This window comes from Bartonella sp. AA78NXGY (assembly GCF_042197005.1).
In the GTDB taxonomy this organism is placed as follows: Bacteria; Pseudomonadota; Alphaproteobacteria; order Rhizobiales; family Rhizobiaceae; genus Bartonella.
This window is the reverse complement of record NZ_JBHIRI010000001.1, coordinates 124782-149503: the sequence shown is the minus strand read 5'-3', so window position 1 is coordinate 149503 and position 24722 is coordinate 124782. Positions and strand designations below refer to the sequence as shown.

Annotated in this window: 17 protein-coding genes; 6 read left to right on the top strand and 11 right to left on the bottom strand. The window is 37.0% G+C overall.

What is annotated here, in order from left to right; all coding sequences use genetic code 11:
• Positions 1–74: 74 nt before the first annotated feature.
• The 5 genes from addA to ACFINL_RS00585 all read right to left on the bottom strand — a co-directional run bounded on the left by addA (position 75) and on the right by ACFINL_RS00585 (position 11905).
• Positions 75–3551, bottom strand: a complete 3477-nt coding sequence (addA, locus tag ACFINL_RS00605; protein WP_375648988.1) for a double-strand break repair helicase AddA — start codon at positions 3549–3551, stop codon at positions 75–77.
• A complete protein-coding gene (addB, locus tag ACFINL_RS00600; protein ID WP_375648982.1) occupies positions 3548–6670 on the bottom strand; it encodes a double-strand break repair protein AddB in 3123 nt (1040 codons plus the stop codon). Before addB ends, addA begins: the two co-directional genes overlap by 4 nt.
• Positions 6671–7056: 386 nt before the next feature.
• Positions 7057–8631 (bottom strand): peptide chain release factor 3, encoded by a 1575-nt coding sequence (locus tag ACFINL_RS00595; protein WP_375638149.1) that lies wholly within the window; start codon positions 8629–8631, stop codon positions 7057–7059.
• Positions 8631–10292 (bottom strand): lysine--tRNA ligase, encoded by a 1662-nt coding sequence (locus tag ACFINL_RS00590; protein ID WP_375620882.1) that lies wholly within the window; start codon positions 10290–10292, stop codon positions 8631–8633. Before ACFINL_RS00590 ends, ACFINL_RS00595 begins: the two co-directional genes overlap by 1 nt.
• 374 nt (positions 10293–10666) lie before the next feature.
• Positions 10667–11905, bottom strand: a complete 1239-nt coding sequence (locus ACFINL_RS00585; RefSeq protein WP_375648977.1) for an argininosuccinate synthase — start codon at positions 11903–11905, stop codon at positions 10667–10669.
• Positions 11906–12075: 170 nt separating this feature from the next.
• Between ACFINL_RS00585 and ACFINL_RS00580 the strand changes: the two genes are divergently transcribed.
• Positions 12076–12717, top strand: a complete 642-nt coding sequence (locus ACFINL_RS00580; protein WP_375645381.1) for a LysE family translocator — start codon at positions 12076–12078, stop codon at positions 12715–12717.
• 787 nt (positions 12718–13504) lie between these two features.
• Here the strand turns inward: ACFINL_RS00580 and rlmN are convergent.
• The 6 genes from rlmN to lptC all read right to left on the bottom strand — a co-directional run bounded on the left by rlmN (position 13505) and on the right by lptC (position 20662).
• Positions 13505–14731, bottom strand: a complete 1227-nt coding sequence (rlmN, locus tag ACFINL_RS00575) for a 23S rRNA (adenine(2503)-C(2))-methyltransferase RlmN (RefSeq protein WP_375648971.1) — start codon at positions 14729–14731, stop codon at positions 13505–13507.
• A gap of 41 nt (positions 14732–14772) precedes the next feature.
• Positions 14773–15276 (bottom strand): invasion associated locus B family protein, encoded by a 504-nt coding sequence (locus ACFINL_RS00570; RefSeq protein ID WP_375611465.1) that lies wholly within the window; start codon positions 15274–15276, stop codon positions 14773–14775.
• A 1886-nt stretch (positions 15277–17162) separates the two neighbouring features.
• Positions 17163–17627, bottom strand: coding sequence for a PTS IIA-like nitrogen regulatory protein PtsN (gene ptsN, locus ACFINL_RS00565; RefSeq protein WP_375611353.1), 465 nt, complete (start codon positions 17625–17627; stop codon positions 17163–17165).
• 913 nt (positions 17628–18540) lie between these two features.
• Positions 18541–19335, bottom strand: coding sequence for an LPS export ABC transporter ATP-binding protein (gene lptB / locus ACFINL_RS00560; protein ID WP_012754448.1), 795 nt, complete (start codon positions 19333–19335; stop codon positions 18541–18543).
• Between the two features lie 6 nt (positions 19336–19341).
• A complete protein-coding gene (locus tag ACFINL_RS00555) occupies positions 19342–19941 on the bottom strand; it encodes an LptA/OstA family protein (RefSeq protein WP_375612778.1) in 600 nt (199 codons plus the stop codon).
• Between the two features lie 76 nt (positions 19942–20017).
• On the bottom strand, positions 20018–20662 hold the full coding sequence (gene lptC / locus ACFINL_RS00550; protein ID WP_375648967.1) for an LPS export ABC transporter periplasmic protein LptC: 645 nt from the start codon (positions 20660–20662) through the stop codon (positions 20018–20020).
• Between the two features lie 183 nt (positions 20663–20845).
• On the opposite strand from lptC, the gene ihfB reads away from it, so the two are divergent.
• From ihfB to lspA, 5 genes are all read left to right on the top strand, one after another.
• Positions 20846–21124, top strand: a complete 279-nt coding sequence (gene ihfB / locus ACFINL_RS00545) for an integration host factor subunit beta (RefSeq protein ID WP_273790186.1) — start codon at positions 20846–20848, stop codon at positions 21122–21124.
• Between the two features lie 7 nt (positions 21125–21131).
• Entirely contained in the window at positions 21132–21428 is a 297-nt protein-coding gene (locus ACFINL_RS00540; protein ID WP_273790185.1) for a lipopolysaccharide assembly protein LapA domain-containing protein, read from the top strand.
• Between the two features lie 175 nt (positions 21429–21603).
• Positions 21604–22536 (top strand): class I SAM-dependent methyltransferase, encoded by a 933-nt coding sequence (locus ACFINL_RS00535; protein ID WP_375611350.1) that lies wholly within the window; start codon positions 21604–21606, stop codon positions 22534–22536.
• A gap of 2 nt (positions 22537–22538) precedes the next feature.
• On the top strand, positions 22539–23393 hold the full coding sequence (locus tag ACFINL_RS00530) for a TrmH family RNA methyltransferase (RefSeq protein WP_375648959.1): 855 nt from the start codon (positions 22539–22541) through the stop codon (positions 23391–23393).
• Complete coding sequence (lspA, locus tag ACFINL_RS00525; protein WP_375611348.1) at positions 23383–23886, top strand: signal peptidase II; 504 nt, start codon at positions 23383–23385, stop codon at positions 23884–23886. Before ACFINL_RS00530 ends, lspA begins: the two co-directional genes overlap by 11 nt.
• The last annotated feature ends 836 nt before the right edge of the window (positions 23887–24722 follow it).

The window sequence follows — 24722 nt, the reverse complement described above, 5'->3', positions numbered from 1 at the left end:
GTGCGTTGTGTTTGTTTGAGCGATTTTATGAAAGTAAATAAAATGTAAAAATGCTTTGCAAGGAAAAGAGTAACTTATAAGGCAACTTCACTAAGAAATGCCTCAAGTTTTTCTGGAGGAAGTTTAAAAATTTTGGCTTCTTTACTGTAGATAAGCAGAGCCTGTATATCTTTATCGGGATGAATAGCTTGCAATAACTTTCGATAAAGAGCCATTTGCAACCAATGATGAGAAGCAATAGCAGCTTCATTTTCTGGCGGGGTTCCTGTTTTAAAATCTGCAAAGATAACGCTGTTTTGCGTGATGTAGAGACGGTCAATTTGACCAGAGATTGCTTGTTCTTTTCCACGAATTTTCACAATACCCATTAAGGAGACCTCAGCACGTGAATGCTCAGAGAAAAGGGGTTTGAGATAAACATGATCTAATATTTTCCAAATATGGCAAAGAGCATCTTCTCTTTGGCTCTCATGCCAATGAGAGGCTTTGATATTGAGATAGTTTCGAGCATAATCTCGACGTTTTTGTGGGGGACAATCGGGTAAATACTGTAACAATCGGTGAACGAGATTACCATATTCAATGGAAAAAGCTCTGTTTGTGTTCATGGCTCCTAAAACAGGTGAAGTGGTAAGCTGTTTTGGACTTGAGGACAGCTCTGTATCAGCTTCAATGGAAAGGCTCGCCACTGACGGTTTTAACGGTTTTGGTAACACTGGTTCTGCTGGTACTTTATGGGAGAAAAAGTCTGGTAGAGGTGGAAGTGTTTGGCACTCAACGGAAGAAATTTTTTGGTTTATAGAAGTAGAAGAAGGCGGTGTAATGCAATAACGCCAAGCTGCAATATCTCCCGCAGGACCTTTTATAGCTACCGCATGTGGTTCGAGAGCTCTCTTTACCAGTTGTAACCATGTATGAGATGGCGTTTTCGGACCTTTATACCCGCAAACAAACAAGCGATCTTCAGCGCGTGTCATTCCTACATAAAGAAGGCGCCTATACTCCTCTTCAGCACGCTCTTTTAAACGCAAAATTGCTTGTTTAGAAGGCATTGTATCGAATTCTGCATTAGGGCGCCAGATAAAAGCTTGTTGGTCACTCAAATATGCATTGTTCAAGGGAACTTCAAGCAAGTGAGGTGAATGCTGGGGATGCCAAATCGCACTACCGGGATCAACTAAAAATACAACAGCAGCCTCCAGTCCTTTTGCGGCGTGAACAGTCATGATGCGAATTTCTTCATGATTTTGGTCAAACTCACGTTTAATTTCTGGTTCACTGACACTTAATGTTTCCAAAAAAGCTTGTAATCCTGGTAACCCCGTTTTTTGAATCGCGAGTGTGTAGTCCATAAAAGCATCAAGCACATCATTGGCTTCCGAGCCTAAGCGCGCTAAAATTTTTTGTCGTCCCTTATCATCATTTAAGATATGACTATAGAATTCGAAGACTGGTATTTTATCCACTAAAGTACGATATTGACTCAAGCTTTCAAAAGTATCTTTAAAAGGAATATGCGACGATGCCTGTTCACAAAGGCTTTTCCAAAGGGAGCCTGTACGGTGAGCGGCAAGTTGATAAAGTTCCTCTTCGCTAAGCGCAAAGAGTGGACTTTTTAAAACACAAGCAAGAGACAAATCGTCTTGTGGTTGCAAAACAAAACGTCCGAGTGCCATTAAATCACGCACACTCATATGTTTTATAAGCTGTAAACGGTCTGCACCAGCGACGGGTATATTGCGTTGTTTAAGGGCACGAGAAAGCGCTAGGGCAAATTGATCACGCTTACGAACCAAAACCATAATATCACTAGCACGCAATAACCGCCCTTTTGCTGGAAGCATTTCTCCTTTGTGTAACCAGCCTGCAATCGTTTCAGCAACTTTTTCTGCCAAACGTACTGCTGGTATATCTAAATGATCAACAGTTACATGCCAATCATCAGGAAATTCGTCTTTTTCTTTAGAAATGGCATCCCATAAAATAACTTCACCTGGACTGTGAGTACGGATAGCTTCGTGTATGGTTTTTGTATTTTCTGCTGAAAGCCCTTTATAATTCTCTGGTGTTTCAAAGACAAGATCCACACTTTTAAGAACATCGGCTGTGGAGCGAAAAGAGTAATTCAATTGTATTTTTTCAAATTTCTGCTTTGCTTGTTGTGCTTTTTTTTGAATAATTTTGCCATTTGCAGCAAAATTTTCTGGTGCAGCGCCCTGAAAGGAATAAATAGACTGTTTTTCATCTCCAACAGCGAAAAGAGTACGTATATTGTCACGTTGACTATGACCTGTAAAAAATTCTTGCGCTAAAAGTTGAATAATTTTCCATTGATCAGGGTTCGTATCTTGTGCTTCATCAAGCAAAATATGATCAAGACCCTTATCAAGTTTATAGTGCACCCATTGGCTTGCACCTTTGCGCTGTAACAAATGGAGTGTGCGCTCAATGAGATCATCAAAGTTTAAAAAACCATTGGCTTTTTTTAAATTTGCATAAATTTTGAGATAAAGGGCACAAAGCTGAAAAGCAGCCATATTGAGGGTGGCAACTTTTGCACAGTGATATTTTTCTAAAAGAACAGAAAGCTTGCTTTGTTTATCTTTAATCAATTGTTGAATAAAAGGCCAAATTTCATCTGATTTTTTAGACGATATAAGTGCAAAATTACGAGGTTTACCTTCTGTTGTAAAATAAATATTTGAAACAATATCAATGATAGTTTCTTCATCACAAGCAGTTTCTAATTGGGGAAGTTTTTCAATGATACTCTTAGTGTTTTTATTCCCATGGGTTTCACAATGGTTAAGAGCATAAAGAGGAAGACGAGCAGTCTGTTGAATTTTTTCTAGTAATTGCTGATTTGTATCATCAGGTGCTAAATTAAACAGCGCCCGCAATTTCTCTTCTCCATTTTCAGACAGAAGAGAAGACAAAAAATCAGACAGTTTATGTTGCTTTTCAGCTGCTTCATACAGCAATTGGTTAAAAGTATGTTCACTGATAACCTTAAGCAGCTGTTTTAGAGCGGGTTGTATATCATGATGCTTTAAAAGTTGGCAGCGGGCTTCTTGTAGTAATTTCTTGCGGTTGATATCATCTATGAGTTCAAAATGTCCAGCAATATTGGCTTCTAGCATAAATTGATGCAAGAGAGATTCGCAAAATGCGTGAATAGTCTGTATTTTCAAACCACCAGGTGTTTCTAAAGCACGAGCAAAGAGTTGGCGCGCATAGGTTATTTTTGTTGCACTGATAGGTTTGTTTTCAAACTTCGATAAGATTTCTTTAAGCTGTGCATCATCGAGTTCATTCCAGCTGGAGAGTGTGCGAAAAATCCGCGATTGCATAACAGCGGCGGCGGCTCTCGTGTAAGTAAGGCATAAAATACGTGCTGGAGAAGTACCGTTTAAAAGCAAACGAATAACGCGTTCGGTTAGAACATGGGTTTTTCCAGATCCTGCATTTGCAGAAACCCATACATGTGTTTTTGGATGTGTTGCTGTTGCTTGTGCATCAAGGGCTGCTTCAGGAATAGAAAAAAGAGTCATGATTGATCTCCTTTATGAAATCCATTTGACCATTCCCATAAGCGTGCCAGATGATCATAGTCACTTTCATATTGTTTTAACATAGGGACTGCGTGTGAAAGATAGCCTTGTTGTGGATTTTGATAATACTCCATTAACGCGATAAGATGTTCCCACGCCCTTTCACCAAGATTAATAACATTTTGGTGATCTTTTTCCGCTTTTTCTGAAAGAATTAATTGAGGAGTAATCTTACCTTTTCCATTAAGAGGAATATAAAATAGTTTTGAGGGGGACAGATTTTGAAAATCTGTAAAAGCTCCTCTCATTAATAGAGCGGTTTCCAATGCTAATTGTGGAAATAATAATTCGCGAACCTGTTTTGATGAAGGGGGTGTACTCGTTTTAAAATCAAGTATTTCAACCGTTTTGTTTGGCAATATATCAATACGATCAGCACGTCCTGAAAGAGTTACCCCTGTTGTACCTATGGGTATTTTTTGCGATTCCACTTCCGAATGTCGTATTCGGGGTTCTAGACTTTGTTCCCATTGCAAAATAAAGGGAGCAAGATTTTCAAATGTATTCCACCAGATTGTTTCAACATCAGCAGGCAAATTAAACTTATCAAATTCTTTACGTCCAATAGCGAGCAACACATCTAATGCATTTGCAGCATTTAGATTTTTTATTTGTGTGCAAAAATCTGCAAGAATAGCGTGATAAAGTGTTCCGCGTTCAGAAGCACCAAGGTCATGAATAAGGGCTTTAAGTGGTTTGAGCCTTAAGATTTTTTTAGCATAAATGGCATAAGGGTCATGGCGTAACGTTGTTATTTCGGTGATGGAAAAATGACGTGGACGCACTGCAATGGGTGGCACAGGGTAAGGGCGTGTTGCACAAGCAGACATGTCCGTATTGTCAAGCATCTTTGCCCAATGGCGTATCTTTTCACCTCGTGCACGGATTTGTTTCCAAACTTGTTGTCCTACGACAGTTTCTAAGCGTTGTAGCCAGCGTGAAGGGAGAGAAGGAACATGATCAACTCGTAGTGCTCGGCTCATCACCACTTTATCCATTCCCATCGCCCATTGAAAATCATGCGCGGAAAGACCAATACGCTGTTCTGGTGGTTCCAGAGTTAACATCATTTTCATCGGTCGCGATAAAAAAGCATCATTTCGGGTTGATATCGGCCATGATCCTTCATTAAGACCACCAATGACCACTGTATCAACCGTTTGCAAACGCGATTCCAAAGTACCCCAGATGAATAAACGTGGATGTCCTCCAGGCGAAGGTGCGACGGAACGGGTTGCTATTATGGCAGAAAACATAGCGGGCCATTCACAAAGATGAAATGTTAATCCCGATTGATCACTGACCAATTCACGCAAAAAATTTGATAAGGCTTGTCCTGCTTCATGTTGATAAAGATGTGCAAGAGAATTATCCTCATTGCGACCAAAATTTTCAAAAACCTCAACAGTTGCTATTGCAGCCTCATTGATGGTGCATTCTTTCTCTTGTTTCATAAGAGACGTTAAAGGCTCAACAGCTTTTTTTAAAAGATGACAAAAGAGACGTGCTTCTTCACATTTCTGCTGATCAAGGGTGTTATTTTCAGAACTATTATGAAAAGATGTTTCAATCCATTTTTCAAGAAATTGATCACATTCGCAAAGATTAATACGCCCTGTATTCCCTCGAAGAACAAAAAGTTCAAAATTTTCTGCCATTTCCCGTAAACGATGACGATTTTGTTGGAGTGTTGTAAGGGGATGTTTAAGAAGAGAAAGAAAAGCAATGGGATCATCAGGTTGCAATACATTTTCTAAGATAAGTCGTAAGAGAGTTACAGGCAATGTTTGTGCAAGTGGTATTCCGCCTGAATCATTTGCTTCAATTCCAAATCGCTGTAATTCCACAGCAACACGGCGTGCTAAATTACGGTCATTTGTAATAAGGGCTGCAGTTTTTTGAGGTTCTTCAATAGCTTTGCGTAAGGTAACAGCTATAGCGAGAGCTTCTTCACGTTCATTTATAGCTTCAATAAATGACCAATCTGCACAAAGATTTTCATAATCATCACGGATAATTTGTATCCATTTATCTGTTGTAGAAGCAGGTCGGAGTGCTTCTGATAAAAGAGCCATTCGTTTTTTCTTTGTTATACTTTGTTGGCCAATTTCGCAAACATGATGACGTTGACACTCCATGAGAGTTAGAAGTTTTTTTAAATGATATTGAGGATGGCTAAAAACATTTTCTGCAGGATCAAAAAAATCACAAGCTGTTTTTTCTTTATTGCTTGTGCTTAGTGCATTCCATTGTTCTTCATCCATATGAAGATCAAGGCCAGGAAGAACAACAGCCCCTTTGGGCAGAGAAGCTATAACCTTTAAAAGATGAGAAACTGCGGGCATAGAACCTGACACACCAGCAGCAATGATAGGTTTATCAGGCTGCGTGCATCGCAAAGTCTCTGCATGCATTGTGAGTGCTTGATTACGCCATTCCGCGGGATTGCTTCGTTGCCTTTCGGTCAAGATTTGTGGCCAATTTTGCGTAACAATAGTCAGAAAGTCGAGCGTTATTTGCCACCATTCAGCGACCATATCAGGTGCAATATCTTTAAGTTTCGACCAATCTGCTCCTTCTGTTTCAATTTCGTCCATCAAATGCGCTAAATCCTGAGCAAGCCAAATTGCATCAGCACTATGAGCCGGAATAAGTACATCTTCTGTACCAAACATGGCACGCAGATGCGCAGGTAAATTTTCACGCCATGGGCGAATAAGGCGCGCTAAAAGCAGTAAGCGTTCACTTTTTCCAATGGGTGGATTCAGAGTGCTGGTATGATTTTCAACAAAAAGGAAACTGTCTTCATCGACATCTCCTAGAGCACGAATGGTTGGTAAGAAAGTTGATTGTGTATCGCTTCTTTCAACAAAGGCTAAACGTAAAGCGCGAGCAGCACGACGTGTCGGAACATAAATAAAGCTATCGGCAAGAGCAGTTTGAATGTCTCCATTGGGAGCGAAATTATCAATAAGGGTACCGGAGAGCAGTGCCTCAACAAAGTGAGGCAAAAAAGCCATTCCAGAAGATATAGAAAAGACACGTGGTTTATAAGTCATATGATCTCATATTGGGAATAACAAATTTCATCTTATTGATTATTTGCTTTATTTTGACTGTATACAATTTTCATACAAGAAAAAACTGAAAAGCTCTATTTATACAGGAGATTTTTAGCTGACATTCAAAATACTGAAATATATGACCTTGTCTTAAGCTATTGTGAAAAAATATATCAAAATTTTAAAAGACGTTACAATTACAAATATATTATAACTTATTGAATATTATAAAATAAATTTACCGTATTCTTTATACAGTGCAATCTGAAAGTGTTCTTTACATACTCCTTTTGTTTTCAGAAAAAATAACAATATTCAGATCCCCAACTCAATATGAAAAATCATTATCAACCAAATTGTTACATAAAAAATTCTTCTTTATTTTAAGAGCGTACTTGATAATCTTTAAAAGCAGAAAATTTTATTTTAGGAGCTCTTTCTGCTTCATAATTTAATGAAAAATGGTTCTCCGCTAAAAAAACTGGATCACCTTCTAAATCATACGCAATAGCAGAGCGGTGATTGCTGAGAAACTTTTGCAACTCATCTTTGCTCTGCGCTGAAATCCAACGGCATAAATTAAAGCGCGCAGACTCAAAATTCACTGGCAAAGAATATTCTATTTTTAATCGTTCTTTTAAGACATCAATTTGCAAAGCACCAATAACACCAATGAGAGAAGGCGACCCATCATCAGGAATAAACAATTGTACAACCCCTTCTTCAGCCATTTGTTGCAAAGCTTCTTTGAGCTTTTTTGCTTTCATTGGATCGCCTAAACAAACACGACGCAAAATCTCTGGTGCAAAATTTGGTACTCCCTTAAAGAGGATATCTTCTCCTTCAGTCAAAGTATCGCCGATACGCAATGTTCCATGATTAGGGATCCCTACGATATCACCAGCATAGGCTTGATCAGCAATTTGGCGCGAACGCGCAAAGAAAAATTGTGGAGCCGAAAGTGTCATCGGTTTTCCTGTTCGAACCAACTTTGTTTTCATACCACGTTCAAGTGTTCCAGAACATACCCGAAAAAATGCAATACGATCACGATGATTAGGGTCCATATTCGCTTGAATTTTAAAAACAAATCCCGTCATTTTAGGTTCAGTTGCTATGACATTGCGCTGATCTGCACTTTGATCACGAGGACTTTGACCAAAATCTATAAGCGCATTGATCAAATCACGAACACCAAAATTTCGCAAAGCTGAACCAAAATAAACCGGTGTCATATGACCTTCACGGAAAGCTTGAAGATCAAAATTCTTGCAAACACTTTGAGCGAGTTCTACTCCTTCAAGAAAAGTGGAACGTTGATATTGGGGAAGTAAATGGACAACCTCACTGGGATTTGAAACGATCCGCTGTGTTATCTCATCATCTTTTTGGCGAAAACGGTTATGATGAAGGTCATAGGTCCCGACAAAATCTTTACCCGACCCAATGGGCCATGTTATGGGGGCGGTATCAAGAGCAAGCTTTTCTTCAATTTCATCTAAAAGCTCTATAGGATCACGTGCCTCACGATCCATTTTATTGATAAAAGTAACAATAGGAATATCCCGCATCCGACATACTTCAAACAATTTCAGTGTTCTTGGCTCAATTCCGCGTGCCCCATCCAATACCATGATAGCACTATCAACAGCTGTGAGAGTGCGATACGTATCATCCGCAAAGTCCTCATGTCCTGGAGTATCTAGGAGATTAAAAATATGATTTTCATATTCAAACGTCATCACCGAAGTCACAACGGAAATACCACGATCACGCTCAATATTCATCCAATCAGAACGGGTTTGAATACGATCTTTTTTGGCTTTTACTTCTCCTGCAAGTTGAATAGCACCACCAAACAATAAAAGCTTTTCTGTTAATGTTGTTTTCCCCGCATCTGGGTGAGCAATAATTGCAAATGTACGGCGTCGCTTTACTTCCTGCACTCTTCGTTCCATTATTCCTCCACAGGACGTGCAAGTGTTTCAGCAATCAGTGCACGCATTTCATTAATCCCATAAAGCGCTATAAATGATCCCCATCGTGGACCTCGCTCTTGTCCAAGAAGGACTTCATACAACATTTGAAAAAAAACATTAGAAACACCAGGCCCACCTTCAGGGCTTTTTTTGCTATGATCTTGATAGCGTTCCGTTAACCTTGCAACATCAAGAAGCATATTTTGTAATATGTTGCCATCAACAGTTTCAGGTAAATGAGCTAATTTTTCATCAATTTGTGCTAATGTTGCTCGTTCGCTATCATCTGGTATACGAAATTTCTTGTTTGGTTTAACAAAAACATCAAAATATTTAATGGCAAACTTCACCAATTGATCAAGTTCTGGATAAGTTTGTGCATTTGCTTCTTTAGCGTAACGAGAAATAAAACCCCAAAGAACTTCTGCATTCTCTGCATTTGAAGCACTTACCAAATTTAAAAGCATCGCAAAGGATACAGGCAAATCAACCTGCGGTGGACAACCATTATGAATATGCCATACAGGATTACTGAGCCGTTCTTGCCATTTTTGACGACCATAAGCAGAAAGATGAGCATAATATTCATCTACAGCTTTAGGAATAACATCAAAATAAAGCCTTTTTGCTGTTTTAGGTTTTGAAAACATATAAAGCCCTAAACTCTCTGTTGGGGCATAAGTAAGCCATTCATCAATGGTTAAGCCATTTCCCTTGGATTTGGAAATTTTCTGCCCTTTCTCATCTAAAAAGAGCTCATAGTTGAATCCTTCTGGGGGGGTTCCACCTAATACTTTACAAATTTTAGAAGAAAGATTTGTGGAATCGATAAGGTCTTTTCCGGCCATTTCATAATCAATGCTAAGTGCTGTCCAACGCATTGCCCAATCTACCTTCCACTGACACTTAACTTTGCCCCCCGTAACCTCTGTTTCTATGGTTTCTCCTGTTTCAGGTTCAATATAAGTGACAGTCCCTTTTTCAACATTACGCGCAATCATCGGTACCTGTAATACTTTTCCAGAAAAGGGAGAAATCGGTAGAAAGAGTGAATAGGTCGCTTGCCGTTCTTCACCTAATGTTGGTAAAATAATTGCCATAACCTTGTCATAACAGGCAAGGATTTTCAAAAGTGTTTCATCAAAACGACCGGAATTGTAATAATCCGTAGCACTTGCAAATTCATAATCAAAACCAAAACGATCAAGGAAAGCCCGTAACCGCGCATTATTTGCCGCTCCAAAAGAAGGATAATCATCTCCAAAAGGGTCGGGTACACGGCTCAACGGTTGACCAAGATAATGTTCCATCCTCTCGCGATCAGGCACATTCTCAGGAACCTTGCGCAAACCATCCATATCATCAGAAAAACAAAGTAATTTTGTTTTTACTTTATTCTCCGTGAGAATATGAAATGCATGACGCACCATGGTTGTACGTGCAACTTCCCCAAAAGTTCCAATATGCGGTAAACCAGAAGGGCCATAACCTGTTTCAAATATCACACTGTCTGGATAACCCGTTTTTTCATACCGTTTGATAATCTTACGTGCTTCTTCAAATGGCCAAGTTCTCGATTGAGAAGCTGCATCTTTTAATTCAGGCGTAAGGTTGAGGGTATCACACTGATCACGCATCATTATTTATCCTAAAAATTACACTCTTTCAAAATAGGGTGTATGGTTCTTGAATTTATTCGTCAATAATAGCAAGCAAAAAGATGAAAATTTCTTTATACTCTTAAGTCACTATACAAAAACCGCCCTCGTTATAAACATATTTTGTTCTGATAAAAATCAAAAACATTCAATATTATAAATCAAAATTGACCTGTTTTGATTATCGAAGCCTTCATTTGCTATTATTATCATGGGTTTTGCTTATTATATTTATTAGCGCAGAAGATAAGCTTCTAGTATTGAACGAAAGAACGGTAAAAACCGACAGAAAAATGCTTAAACTAGGCATTTCATACAAAAGCACTAATCCATATTACACTTGTCACCGTAATTTTCTATTTCTTTTCTTTATCACCTTGATGACGCATTGCTAATGTACGCAAACGTAGAGCATTTAATTTAATAAAACCAGTTGCATCTCTTTGATCATAAACACCTTGATCATCCTCGAAAGTTACTAACTCACTGGAATAAAGTGATTTTTTACTTTGGCGCCCTTCAACAATTACATTCCCCTTATAAAGCTTTAACGTGACTTCACCTTCAACATGTTCTTGAGATAAATCAATAGCTGCCTGCAACATCTTACGTTCCGGCGAAAACCAAAATCCATAATAAATGAGTTCTGCATAACGTGGCATCAATTCATCTTTTAAATGAGCTGCGCCACGATCTAACGTTAAAGATTCTATAGCTCTGTGAGCCGTCAAAAGAATGGTTCCACCTGGTGTTTCATAAATACCCCGCGATTTCATACCCACAAAGCGATTTTCTACCAAATCTAACCGACCAATACCATTATCGCGCCCATAATGATTTAATTCTGCAAGTAAAGTTGCAGGAGATAAATTTTTTCCATTGATTGAAACAGCATCGCCTTTTTTAAAGCCAAGAGTAATTCTGGTTGCTTGATCTGGAGCATCTTCCGGCGAAAGAGTACGCATATGGACATATTCAGGAGCAGGAAGTGCTGGATCTTCTAAAATCTTTCCTTCTGATGAAGAATGCAATAAATTTGCATCCACTGAAAAAGGCGCTTCACCTTGCTTATCCTTTTCTACAGGAATTTGATGAATACGAGCAAATTCAAAGAGATCTGTCCGACTCTTAAAATCCCAATCACGCCATGGAGCAATAATCTTTATATCAGGATTAAGCGCATAAGCGGAAAGCTCAAAGCGTACCTGATCATTGCCTTTTCCTGTTGCTCCATGAGCAATGGCATCGGCCCCTGTTTCCTCAGCAATTTCAATAAGGCGTTTTGAAATAAGTGGACGTGCAATTGATGTTCCTAAAAGATAAGTCCCCTCATAAACGGTATTGGCTCGAAACATCGGAAACACAAAATCACGCACAAATTCTTCACGCAAATCTTCAATGTAGATTTCTTTAACACCACCTAGCATTTCAGCTTTACGACGAGCAAGTTCTAGCTCTTCTCCCTGCCCCAAATCTGCTGTAAAAGTTACAACTTCAACACCTAGCGCACTTTGCAACCATTTAAGAATAATTGACGTATCCAATCCACCTGAATAAGCCAAAACAACTTTTCTAATATTTTGCCACTTTTTCATTTTAACGTTCTATATGAGCTACTTTTTTATTTCTACCCAAAAATCAAAACGATGCAAGAAATATAAAAATAAATTCTTTTTAAGCAACATTAAAAAGACGCAAAAAGCGTAAATAAAGGCGCCTCAAAGTATAAATAGTGAACACTGCTTAAAAATAAAAGGAGATTTACGTGTCATTTCTACCGGAGTGGTCTATTGTTGTACAATTTGCTTTAGCATCGTTGATTTTAGCACTTATTCCAGGACCAGATATGATGCTTTCTGTAGGGCGAACCATTACACAAAGCAAAAAAGCTGGAATTATGTGCGCCTTGGGTAGTGCAACAGGGTTTGCCATTCAGGTTACGGCTGTAGCACTTGGCTTATCAGCGCTTATTTTTGCTGCCCCACATACTTTTGTTCTTCTGAAAATTGTTGGCGCCTTTTATCTTTTATGGTTTTCCTTTCAAGCTTTACGGAGAAACCCCACTTTTTCCTTTGAACAGACATCTTCTAAATCTCAAAGCGCTAAACGTAACTATCTTGCTGGTATTGGGATTAATCTTCTCAATCCTAAAGTTATACTCTTTAACGCGACATTCTTACCACAATTTATCAATGCGAATGATCCTATGGCAACACAAAAATTGCTCTTTTTAGGACTCTCTTATATCCCTATTTCTTTCCCCATTACAATTGCAATCGTTTTTACAGCGCATAAACTTACCAAAACTCTCAAAAAGAACCCTCTTTATATTCGCTTTCTCGACTGGCTTATTGCTGGTACTTTTACCAGCTTTGCCCTCCATCTCCTTATCATTACAAAACATTGATTTATAAGTGTAATGTATCGCTTTTAATTTAAATAACAAAACAAATATTATAAGATTTTTTCATTTCAAACCTGTTTATTTTGAATAAAACAATACCTTTACTTTGTACATCACAAGAGAAGCTGGAGTTTTCGTATGGATAAAAACTATCTAAGAAAAGAATAAAAACACCTCTTATAAACCATCTCAAGTACTAAAAGCTGTTACAACATTGGGAGCTGAAAAATAGAATGGTGGTACCAATTTACACCTTTATTAAACATAAAGGTGTAGGAGTACAATACATTTACAGAAGCTTTTTGTTATACTCCTCAAGCATTATCGTGATATGAAGAGTGCACTAAGGGATACTTAAAAAACATATCAATGGATAACTCAATGGTATTTATATTTTAGATCCTCTGTTTTGCTTGTGAAGCGTGATCTTATTTAAGAAAATAATAAACAAAAGCATGAGGCACTGCACAATCTCCACTTTTTAAAAGATATTACCGTAGATGCTTTTAAAAGACATAAAACCGAATTAACGAGTATGATAATAAGGTAGAAATTAGTTATAATCCTTAAGACCTCATATTCCCTCTAAATTAGGTTTCCTTCTTATTTCAGAGATTATGTAAACAGACTATAGACAATCTCTTACCCCATTTAGCATATAAACGCTGAAACTGTTCGTCTAGCACTTATCCATCTTAATCTCTGTCTCACATATGCCATCGCATGAAGTTTGGATATTAAATTACAAACAAAAAAGTATAGGCCTCGATATCGCTGAAAATTGCGTTACCTAATGACCAATGGCATTTTCAAGTCGTAAACGTTCAGATTTACGTAAGCGCTCTGAAGCTGATTTAAGCTGTCCACATGCAGCTAAAATATCGCGTCCACGCGGTATCCGAATAGGAGAAGCATAGCCCGCTTGATTAACGACATCAGCAAAACGCTCGATTTGCTCCCAATCAGAACATTGATAATTACTCCCTAGCCACGGATTAAAAGGGATTAAATTAATCTTAGCAGGAATCCCTTTCAATAACTGAATCAATCGCTTAGCATCATCTAAACTATCATTGATATCTTTCAGCATAACATATTCAAATGTGATTCGTTTTGCATTGGAAAGACCAGGATAATTACGGCAAGCCTCTATTAGTAAAGCAAGCGGATATTTTTTATTAATGGGAACAAGCATATCCCTTAGTGTATCGTGTACTGCGTGGAGTGAAATTGCTAACATAACACCAATTTCTTCTCCAGTTCGGATAATTCCAGGAACAACTCCACTAGTTGAAAGCGTAATTCGACGTTTTGATAAAGAAAGTCCATCGCCATCAGAGGCAATCAATAAAGCTTTTTTAACAGCTTCAAAATTATAAAGAGGTTCTCCCATTCCCATCATAACAATATTGGTAATTTTTCGTCCTTCAATGGGAACAATTGCTCCATCAGGGGTATTCTTATCAGGAAAATCACCCAAACAATCACGTGCAACCAATAATTGTGCCAAAATTTCTTCTGCGGTCAGATTACGAACAAGTATCTGCGTTCCCGTATGACAAAAAGAGCAGGTTAACGTACACCCTACTTGCGATGAAAGACATAAAGTACCACGTCCTTCTTCAGGGATATAAACCGTTTCAATTTCAACAGGCCTTCCAGCTCCACGTGCAGGAAAACGTAAGAGCCATTTACGCGTACCATCTTTTGATATTTGTTCTCCAACAATTTCTGGGCGCGCAATGGAGAAATGACACTTAAGTGTTTCTTGCATTGCTTTAGAAATATTCAGCATCTCATCAAAATTTGAAACACCACGCACATAAAGCCAATGCCAAAGCTGACGCACACGCATACGCGTTTGATGCTCTGGTACACCAACTGTCTTTAAAGCTTGCATCATTTCATCTTGCGACAAACCAATTAAAGAGAGCTTAGAACTCTCCTTCACGACCACATTATCTGTTTTTCGTGCAAAACATGAACTAACTGGTCTAAGGTCATAGGAAATGGCCATTGCTTTCCAATTCACATCACTATTTTAGAGTTATCGAAACCTTAATGGCACTTTTGAGCTGCATTTAATGCAGCAGTGACCCCTTTTAAGGAATAAGTATAAGTGGTATGCGTTCCTCGTTTTGATATCGCTTGCACTGTCATATTGCTTCCAGCACGCATAGCAGAAACAAGCTGCTTTTCTAGCTCTGATGACGCCAGCCAAGCTGAGGAATCTTTTGTGAAAAAATCAAAGTCCTTACCTCCAATGGTCACTGTCACTCTCGACCCTTCTTGAAGGGTATAACCAGCCATAAACTGCGGTTCAAACGAAATAGGTGAATGAGAACGCTTGGTAACCAAGAAAAAGTTATCACCATGATTAACTGTCGTTGGAAGAGCCTTCAAAGGTACCGATAACACATAGCAAATCGTATTTTTGGGCGATTTATAAGAATAGGCTCCCCACGCTTCAAATTGATTTAAACGGCTTGGCGTTTGTGCATATGCCACTCCCGCTGTAACAAGAACCATTACAGATGCAGCAATAACAGTCTTTTCAAACATCTTCATTTAGCTCACTTCTTTAGTCTCTAACAAGATTTTCTTCATTGGAAAAATTCAACAAAAACTCCTCGATATTCATGTGTTATTGTCCTAATTCCTTCAATAAGCGAAATATTTTCACACTAATCAAAATAGATTTCTACGTTTCATTGTGACCTTTTAATCGTTACCAAAACATAAACTTCTTATTCAATAACCACATTAAAAAATAATATCTTCATTTTGCGCTACTTATTTCGTTTTTGTATAAAAAACGATTTCTTTAAGCTATAGAACTTCAAAACGAGATGAAAATATACCATCACTCTGTTAAGAAATAAACCATACTCTTTATATCACAAGCAATCTGATGCAAAATTTTGAAAATACACCCCAGACTCCCCGCAAAAAAGCTTAATCGCCTTACGAATATCACTTCTCGACTTTATGCATTCAATACATTTATGTTCGCAGAATACTCCATCTTTTACTCATTATAGTGCATTCATATTTCGTATTCAATATCGTCCCGATAACACTTTTTCTCAATCTTCAAAAGACCTTGTAAAAATAATAAAATATTATCAAGATATTAATAATAAAACATAAAGAATTTAGATTCTATCTCAATAATCACATACAATTTTGTTTCTTTTGATCTTATTTCCCTATATATTTCATCTCCAATTATTAATTTCTAAAATGATTTTAGTAGCTTATAATAGCTTAATCGTATTATTTTAATGTATTAGACGATATTTTTCTTTCTGTTATAAAAAACTTCTTAAGAATTCTTTGGGAAAGTCTCCTTATCTTATTTCTAAGTAATTTATAAAAAGAAATATAAAACTTTTTTCTATAGCAGTTCTAACATTACCGTTTTTTAAGAAATATTTTAATCAATTAAAGACACTTAAATAAATCTTCCTATGCATAAAAACTCTTTCACCCAACCTAAAGGTATAATTTTCATTCTTACCGTACAAAATTGTTCTTTAGCATGAGCTCTATACAACAGCAGACATCTAAATCATATCTATAAAATAGTTGATCTCTCCACTTGTGAAGAAGAAAGCTGGCACCATAACACTATTTTCCAGCTCCCAATGTTTTGCTACAACTCTCGATACTTGAGACGATTCATAGGAAGCATTTTTACCCCTTTCTTGTACAGTTTTTATCCACACGCTAATTCCGTTTACAACGTGCAAGGAAATGGTTTTGATTGATTCAACATAAGCAAGTTTGGAATGAGAGAATTTTACAATATTCGGATCTCTCATCTAACATGCGAAATAGTGAATTATATTTAAAATCAATATCTTGCTATACTGAAGATACAATATATCTCTTATTTCTTCTTGAGCATTAAAATATTATCCCTAAACACTCAAACTCAACTTACAAAAAAATTCAATGCACAAATAAACTTTTCTGTTGATTTCTTTCCCGCTTTCAAAGGACGAAGATTCTTAATCCAATCTGGACTGAAAAAGTTTGGATTCTTGTCGAGCAATCTCCTCTTTTCTTCCCACTCATGTGATTCACTTAACTAAAGGCTCTACAGACAAGTCCTGTTTAAAAATATTTACCACGCACTCTAAAAGCACTTAATATATTAAGAAGACTTACAGAATTTATCTCACCATATCTCAAATGATAGTGTTTTTACAGTATAACAGGATAAAAGAATCCACGAACATAATAATTAGATGCTTTAATATACGAGAACAAGAAAGGAAAAGCCCTTCGTTTTTGTTGGTTGCTCTTTAAAAAGAAGGTTCAATTAGAAGTAATTTTCTTAAATCTCATGACATAACCTTTTGTTATTAGTCTTAAGATGCAAATTATATTATTTCCTACGCTCTGTAGTGCATACCTCGCAATTTATACGCTCATAATAACTTTTAAGCTGCATTTGATTCTGAAGTTTGAATCAATAAAGCATAAAGCGCATTGGCATTATGCGTACTGCGCAACTTTTGTACAACATCAGTGTGACGCAAAACACGTGCGATCTGTGATAAAGCTTTTAAGTGATCTGCACCAGCATTTTCAGGTGCTAAAAGGAGAAAAACGAGATCTATAGGTTCGTCGTCAAGAGCTTCAAAATCAACAGGACTTTCAAGACGTGCAAATATACCAATGATCCGATTAATATCAGGTAATTTTCCATGAGGAATCGCAATACCTCCACCCAAACCCGTTGAACCAAGCTTCTCGCGTTGTAAAACAACATCAAAAATCACATGCTCACTAAGACCTGTTAGCTTGGAAGCTTTTTCGGCTAAAATTTGCAGAACCTGTTTTTTCGAATTAGCCTTAAGAGCCGGAATGATCGCTTCCGGTGCTATTAACTCACTCAAATTCATACTTTAATTTTCCTCTTACACGCTAAAATGCTCATCAATAAACCTATAAACGCTATAGATACTTAATGTTCTTTCACTTTTCGCAACATCGCATGTGTTTTTACTTTTCAATTTATAATAGGTGATGGCTCAATACATCTCATATCACTTCTAAAACAATAATAAATAGTATTCGGATCATCATTAACGGCATGAGAAACCAAGGAAATGAAGTTGTTCATAAAGTTAATTTCCTTACGACTCTAGAAAAGGCCATTATTCATAAATTTATTAAACTTGTCATAAGAGTTTGATGTATAATCCGCCATCAAAGTTTTTCTTTCTTTAAAAATGAGCCCTTAAATTAAGATGAAAAGCATACTGAGCAAAATGGACCTTTACTTTGAAAATTACTGTATAGCTTGAACATCGACTTATAACAAGAATATAAAGATTTTTAGAAATTTAATGATTATTTTAAAAGATTTATAGATTTAGCCTGATATCTGTAGCCAAGCTCCTATTTTCAAATAGGCGATATAAACCAATAAAATACGACAACTCCTATTGAATAACCGCAATATATAAACCGGTGCTCCCATTAAAATACCTAAAACAGCATCATCGATATATTTTTTGATTCGACAGAGAAAAATATGATAAATATCTCTTACCTTTCAATAACACACGCATTTATTGAGAGCTTCGTTTATCACTCATTATCACGTTAATCTAGTGATATCTTTATCTATGATACAATTATGAGTAAGCTAAACTTATAAAACAACAAACTAACCTCTAATGATGAAGCCTTTTTCACCACTCAATAACAACATTAAGGTTATAGTCATAAAAGAAGTTTTGGCATAAATAAGGAAATTTTCAGTAATAATGTTTGGTTAAACTTAAATGGAAACTCGTGAAAGCTGTAAAATCAAAGAGAAAACTGATTTCCCAAATAAATTCTGCGTACATCAACGTTGTTGATAATATCGTTAGGACAACCGTGAACTAACACCCGCCCTGTATGAATAATATAAGCGCGATCGACAAGCCCTAATGTCTCACGCACATTATGATCCGTTATTAAAACACCAATGCCACGCCTCGTTAAATGACGAATAAGTTGTTGAATATCGAAAATAGCGATAGGATCAATTCCTGCAAATGGTTCATCAAGTAACATAAAATGGGGACGAGAAGCTAAAGCGCGCGCAATTTCAAGTCGCCGACGTTCACCTCCAGATAACGAAAGTGCAGACATTTTACGTAAATGATCAATTTTAAATTCATGTAAAAGGCTATCTAACTCTTCACGTTGTTTAAGGCGATCTTTTTCAACGACCTCTAAAACAGCTTTAATGTTATTTTCTACTGAAAGACCACGAAAAATAGACGCTTCCTGTGGAAGATATCCAATACCTAAACGCGCACGTCGATACATCGGAAGATGCGTAATATCAAATCCATCAATTTTAATGGATCCTCCATCAGATTTTATAAGCCCTGTCACCATATAAAAACAAGTTGTTTTACCTGCCCCATTGGGCCCTAAAATGCCAACGGCTTCTCCCGTACGAATGCCAAAAGAAACACCATTAACAGTTCGTCTTCCTCGATAAACTTTAATCAAATTACTGGCAATCAAGGTCCCTTTTAAGGGATTTTTTGAAGCTTCACTTTCAAGATTATACCTATCGGTCTGTTTTTTTCTTTTGATTCCAAACATGAAATCTTAATGGCCATTCTTTTGATTTTGTTTTAAAATAATAGAAACACGACCTTTTTTCTTAGGCGTCTCACAACCTTCTAAAAAAGCCTTTCCGCTTTCCATATTTGCCGTTAGTTTGCACCCCGTTGCCACATTGTCACCATCAGTTAACACAACATGATTCCCTGTCAAACTCATCATTTTTGACTTTCCATCAAAAACGCCTTTATCACCCGTAGCAACTTGAGTAGCAATTTTTATATAAACTTTTCCCAAAGCTTCCATTTTTTGTATACTCGACGAACCAAATAAAGAAACAGATGATGCCTTTGTATCTTCCTTGTTTTTATCAATTTCTTTATATGCTTTATCGTAGTAAACAACTAATTCTGCCGTTTTTAAAAGACGTTCACCTTGTACCACTGAAACATCACCCTTAAAAAGCGCTATCCCTTCTTTATCACGTATTTCCAAAGAATCTGCATGAAGTTCTACCGGTTCTTTATCGCTTGATAGACTTATTCCAAAATGGGCCACTTCAGCATATCCTAAAACTGCTCCTTCTCCTAACATTCCCATGCTAAAAGCCAACATCACACCTATCCATCTTTTGTACGATTTCATTATTTCAATTCTTTTGTTTGTATATACACATACTTCTCTTTATAAATATCCTTTAAAGATTTGTATTGATATTGCGTTATTGCTTTTGAAGCACTAAATGCACACCACCATGGAAATACATGTTTTTTCCTTTTTCTCGAATTTGTAAGGCGTTTGCGGCAAGATGAAAACCGGCTTGCTGAATATTAACACGTTGATCTGTTTTTAACTGTCCCTCGGATAAGTTAATACTAGCTGACATAAATTGTACCATCATCCCATCATTCGTCATAATGGTGAATGGCTTGTCCAACTGTAAAAAACCATTAATGTTATCGTAAACCCCCCCTTGTGCTGCGAGAAAAATCTGTCTTTGTTGGCCCATAAATGCTCTAGCTGTAATGTTTTGCAACCCAATCATTCCAGCGTGGGTATGATCTTGAAATGCCTTTTCTGCTTTAAGCCAATAAGGTTCATGAGCACGCGTATACCCTTCTAATTTTGGATTGAGCATCGTCAAATTCATCACGCCACTTTCTCCATTATTCAAAGGCATAGAATCAGAAGTAACGGGAACCAAGAAAAACGTAAACCAGCAAAAAACCAGCGCTGAAATCAACGCTAAGATAGGTAAAAAAATTTTTAATATGCTAATGCGACGCGAATGACGGGATGCTTTTTTTAAAACATCTCCAAAAGATGATTGCGTTGAAAAGGCTTTATAATGATTGTGTACGGACATACTCTCCTGATCTCTTAAATCCTCCGCATTTTTAATCTGTATACCCTTTATAGAAGGTATTTTCAAATTTTGTTTCTTGCAATTTGTTTTTTCTTGATTTTATTTTGCTTTTATCCGTTTATATATTGTAATATGCATGGAGTGCACAATTACAAAATTTTTTTGTGTGAAAGTGAGGCTATTGTGGTAAAATCAGAGCTTGTGCAAATTATCGCTCGTCATAACCCGCATCTTTTTCAACGGGATGTGGAGAATATTGTAAACGCTATTTTTGAGGAAATTGCAACAGCACTTGCAAATGGCAATCGCGTTGAACTTCGTGGATTTGGAGCTTTTTCTGTAAAAAGCCGTTCAGCCCGTAATGGACGTAATCCACGAACAGGTGAAGCCGTTTCTGTTGAAGAAAAGTGGATTCCTTTTTTTAAAACTGGCAAGGATTTACGCGACCGTCTTAATCAGTGAGAAACTTATGATTATTAAACGTATTCTTCTAACAAGTATCGGTGTGATTCTCGCAGCGGTTTTGATTGTTTTTATCGTGGCTAATCGTCAAATGGTTCCGTTAACCCTTGATCCTTTTCGAGCAAATCCTGAAAGTTTTACTTATCATGCTCCCCTCTTTATATGGCTCTTTATCTTCTTTGGTTTTGGTATTTTATTAGGAAATCTGATCAGTTGGTTTTCCTATCACAAATACAAAAAAGCTCTCAAAAAAAGTAAAGCCGAGATTGAAAAATTGAAAACATCTATCACAAATTTGGTGTAATGGTATTTAAATGAAATCTTTTCTCTCTGTATTCTATATTCAGTACAGAGTTAAAAGTGCTCTTTTTCTTTTTTTTTATACATTGTTTTAATTGACTTTAGCTTTTTTGCACTTTTACGAAACATTTAAGAGCTTTATAATATATTTTTATACCTCATATACCGTGATACAAAACATGCCTGCACAATGCTTTCAATTCTCCCATAACAATAGATATCCGCAGGAAAAGCTGCCCCTTATTTTAGAAACGGGTATAAGCGAAAACTATGCTCTCATTGATTCTGGTCATGGACAAAAATTAGAACGTTATGGAGCTTACCGCATTATTCGACCAGAAGGTCAAGCACTATGGAAACCCGCTTTACCACAAAAACAATGGGCTGATGTTGATGCTATTTTCACAGGAAACCTTGATGAAGAAGGGGTTGGGCGTTGGCATTTTCCTAAAAAGCCACTTGATGAAACATGGGTTCTTGCTTGGAATGGATTGTCTTTTCTAGGCCGTTTTACTTCCTTTCGTCATGTGGGGGTTTTTCCTGAACAAGATGCCCATTGGCGCTCTATGGAAGAACAAATTGTTAAAGCCGAACGCCCTATAAAATTGTTGAATCTTTTTGGCTATACAGGTATTGCCTCTTTGATTGGAGCACGAGCGGGTGCGAATGTTACCCATGTTGATGCTTCTAAAAAAGCCATTGCGTGGGCAAAAGCTAATCAAGAAAGAGCAGGATTACCAGATCATTCTATTCGCTGGATTTGCGATGATGCTATGAAATTTGTCGAGCGTGAACTGCGTCGTAAAAAAAGCTATGATATGATTCTTCTTGATCCCCCTGCTTATGGGCGTGGACCCCATGGTGAAATTTGGCAACTGTTTGATCATTTACCCGCCATGATCACAAATTGTCGTAAACTTCTCTCTGATAAACCGCTCTCTGTTGTCCTTACAGCTTATTCTATTCGTGCTTCCTTCTTTGCACTTCATGCTTTAATGCGTGATGCATTTGTAAATCTTGGTGGTACGGTCGAATCAGGAGAACTCATTTTGCGTGAAGAAGTTGCAGGACGTGCTCTTTCTACTTCTCTTTTTAGCCGTTGGATTGCTTGAATATGTGTAGACCCAAAACTGGTAGAGTGAAAGAAATTACCTCTCTTAGCAACCCCATCATAAAAAATCTTAAAGCACTTAGCCAAAAGAAAAACCGTAATAGAGAAGGTCTTTTCATGGCAGAAGGATTGAAATTGGTCATTGATGCTCTCAATCTTGGCTGGACAATACAGACGCTTATTTTTTCTAAAAGTGAAATCGGTAATGCTACTATCGAAAATACTGCCGCACGTGCTGTAGCCAACGGTGGTTTTGTTATTAAAGCCTCACAAAAGGTTATGGAATCACTTACCCGACGCGATAATCCACAAACAGTTATTGGTATTTTCAAGCAAAAATGGCACTCTTTTGAAATGATAAAAAGGCAGATTAAAGATGTTTACATCGCGCTTGATCGTGTACGTGATCCTGGAAACCTTGGTACCATTATTCGAACCGCTGATGCTGTAGGTGCTAAAGGTGTTATTTTAATTGGCGAGACAACAGACCCTTTCTCGCCTGAAACAGTCCGCGCAACCATGGGATCTATTTTCTCTGTACCACTTTATCGTTTTGATGAAAACGGCTTTTTAAACTGGTCTTCTCACTTTAAAGGTATGATTGTTGGAACACACCTCAAAGGTTCTCTGGATTATCGCACACTTGACTTCAAAAATGGCCCTATTATCCTTTTAATGGGGAATGAAAAACAGGGATTATCAGATCTTCTTACGAATCGGTGTGATAAACTTACGCGTATTCCACAAAGCGGACGAGCAGACTCGCTTAATCTAGCTGTAGCAACAGCTGTTATGCTTTATGAAATCCGTCGCCCCTATTTAATACTTGAACCATGTGAGGAAAAACATGATTCGTAAATCACTCCCTTTTCTTCTCTTGGGCTTGGCTTTTACAGTAGTACTTGATCAAGCTGTCAAATACTGGGTTATGCACAATATGCCTTTAGGAACAGAAATTTCGCTTATTCCTTTTCTTTCCCTTTATCATGTGCGCAATTCTGGCATTGCATTTTCGTTTTTTTCTTCCTTTTCTCAGTGGGGAATCATCGCCATCACGATCATTGTGATTATCTTTCTTCTATGGTTATGGAAAAATACTGAATATAATAAGTCTTTAATGCGCTTTGGCCTTATTCTTATTATTGGGGGAGCCATCGGCAATCTCATTGATCGTATTCGCTTTCATCATGTCACTGATTATATACTTTTTCATATTGATGATATTTTTTATTTTGCTATTTTCAACCTTGCAGATAGTTTTATCACTCTCGGTGTTATTGCCATCCTTATTGAAGAATTGCGTACTTGGATGAAAGCAAGGCGTCATTCCAATAGTACATCTTCTCACTGATATGTTCAGTGCCTTAGAAAACAGAGATTATTGACCATCACAAGTCTGATTACGCATTGATTTCTCTTAATCAATTCTTGTTGCTCGTCATTTCACGTGTTTCTCTTCATGGGACTATAAGATCTTACTTTCTTTTCAACTTTACATTTCTACACTTAGTTAGTGCAAAAGAAATGAACTCAAATAGAATCAATATTTTTTATCCATGTGTCCTACATCACAATTTTTGATGAGACATTTCACAGCATTCGAAGTTCTGTTTATTTGATTAGAACAATTGCTTTTCGTATGTTTTTTAGTTTTTACAGATATCGATTTTACAGAGCCTTTCTTAAGTGCTTCGTTTAAAAACTCTCCTTTTTTATTTTATATATTGTTTAATAAAAAACATTTTTTCAACTATTTTCAATAGTGTCTTGTTAAAGCAACATATTGATTATAAATATAAATTACCGTTTTTCATATTGAATAAAAGCCCTTACTATTCTAAATCCCTTTTATTTGGAATCTGTTCATGTTGAATCCATTAAAACCATATCTCTTGCAAGACACAAGCAAGTCAATAATCTTGATTGATTTAATATGAACAGATTTTCAACCAGAGAATCTTGCGATATTCGGAGTATCATTTAGCATTCAAAAAGACAATTTATCATTATACATCAATATATTATAAAAAATCCAATTCAATAGCTCTTATAACCGTGCAAAACAGATGCAATATTGGAGGTTGAAATAGTGTGATGATACTTGCCGCTCTTCTCATAAACGCAAAAATAGTGAATATTTTATAAGGGATTGTATTACATAGTTTCTGTGAAAATAGAAAAGTTTTT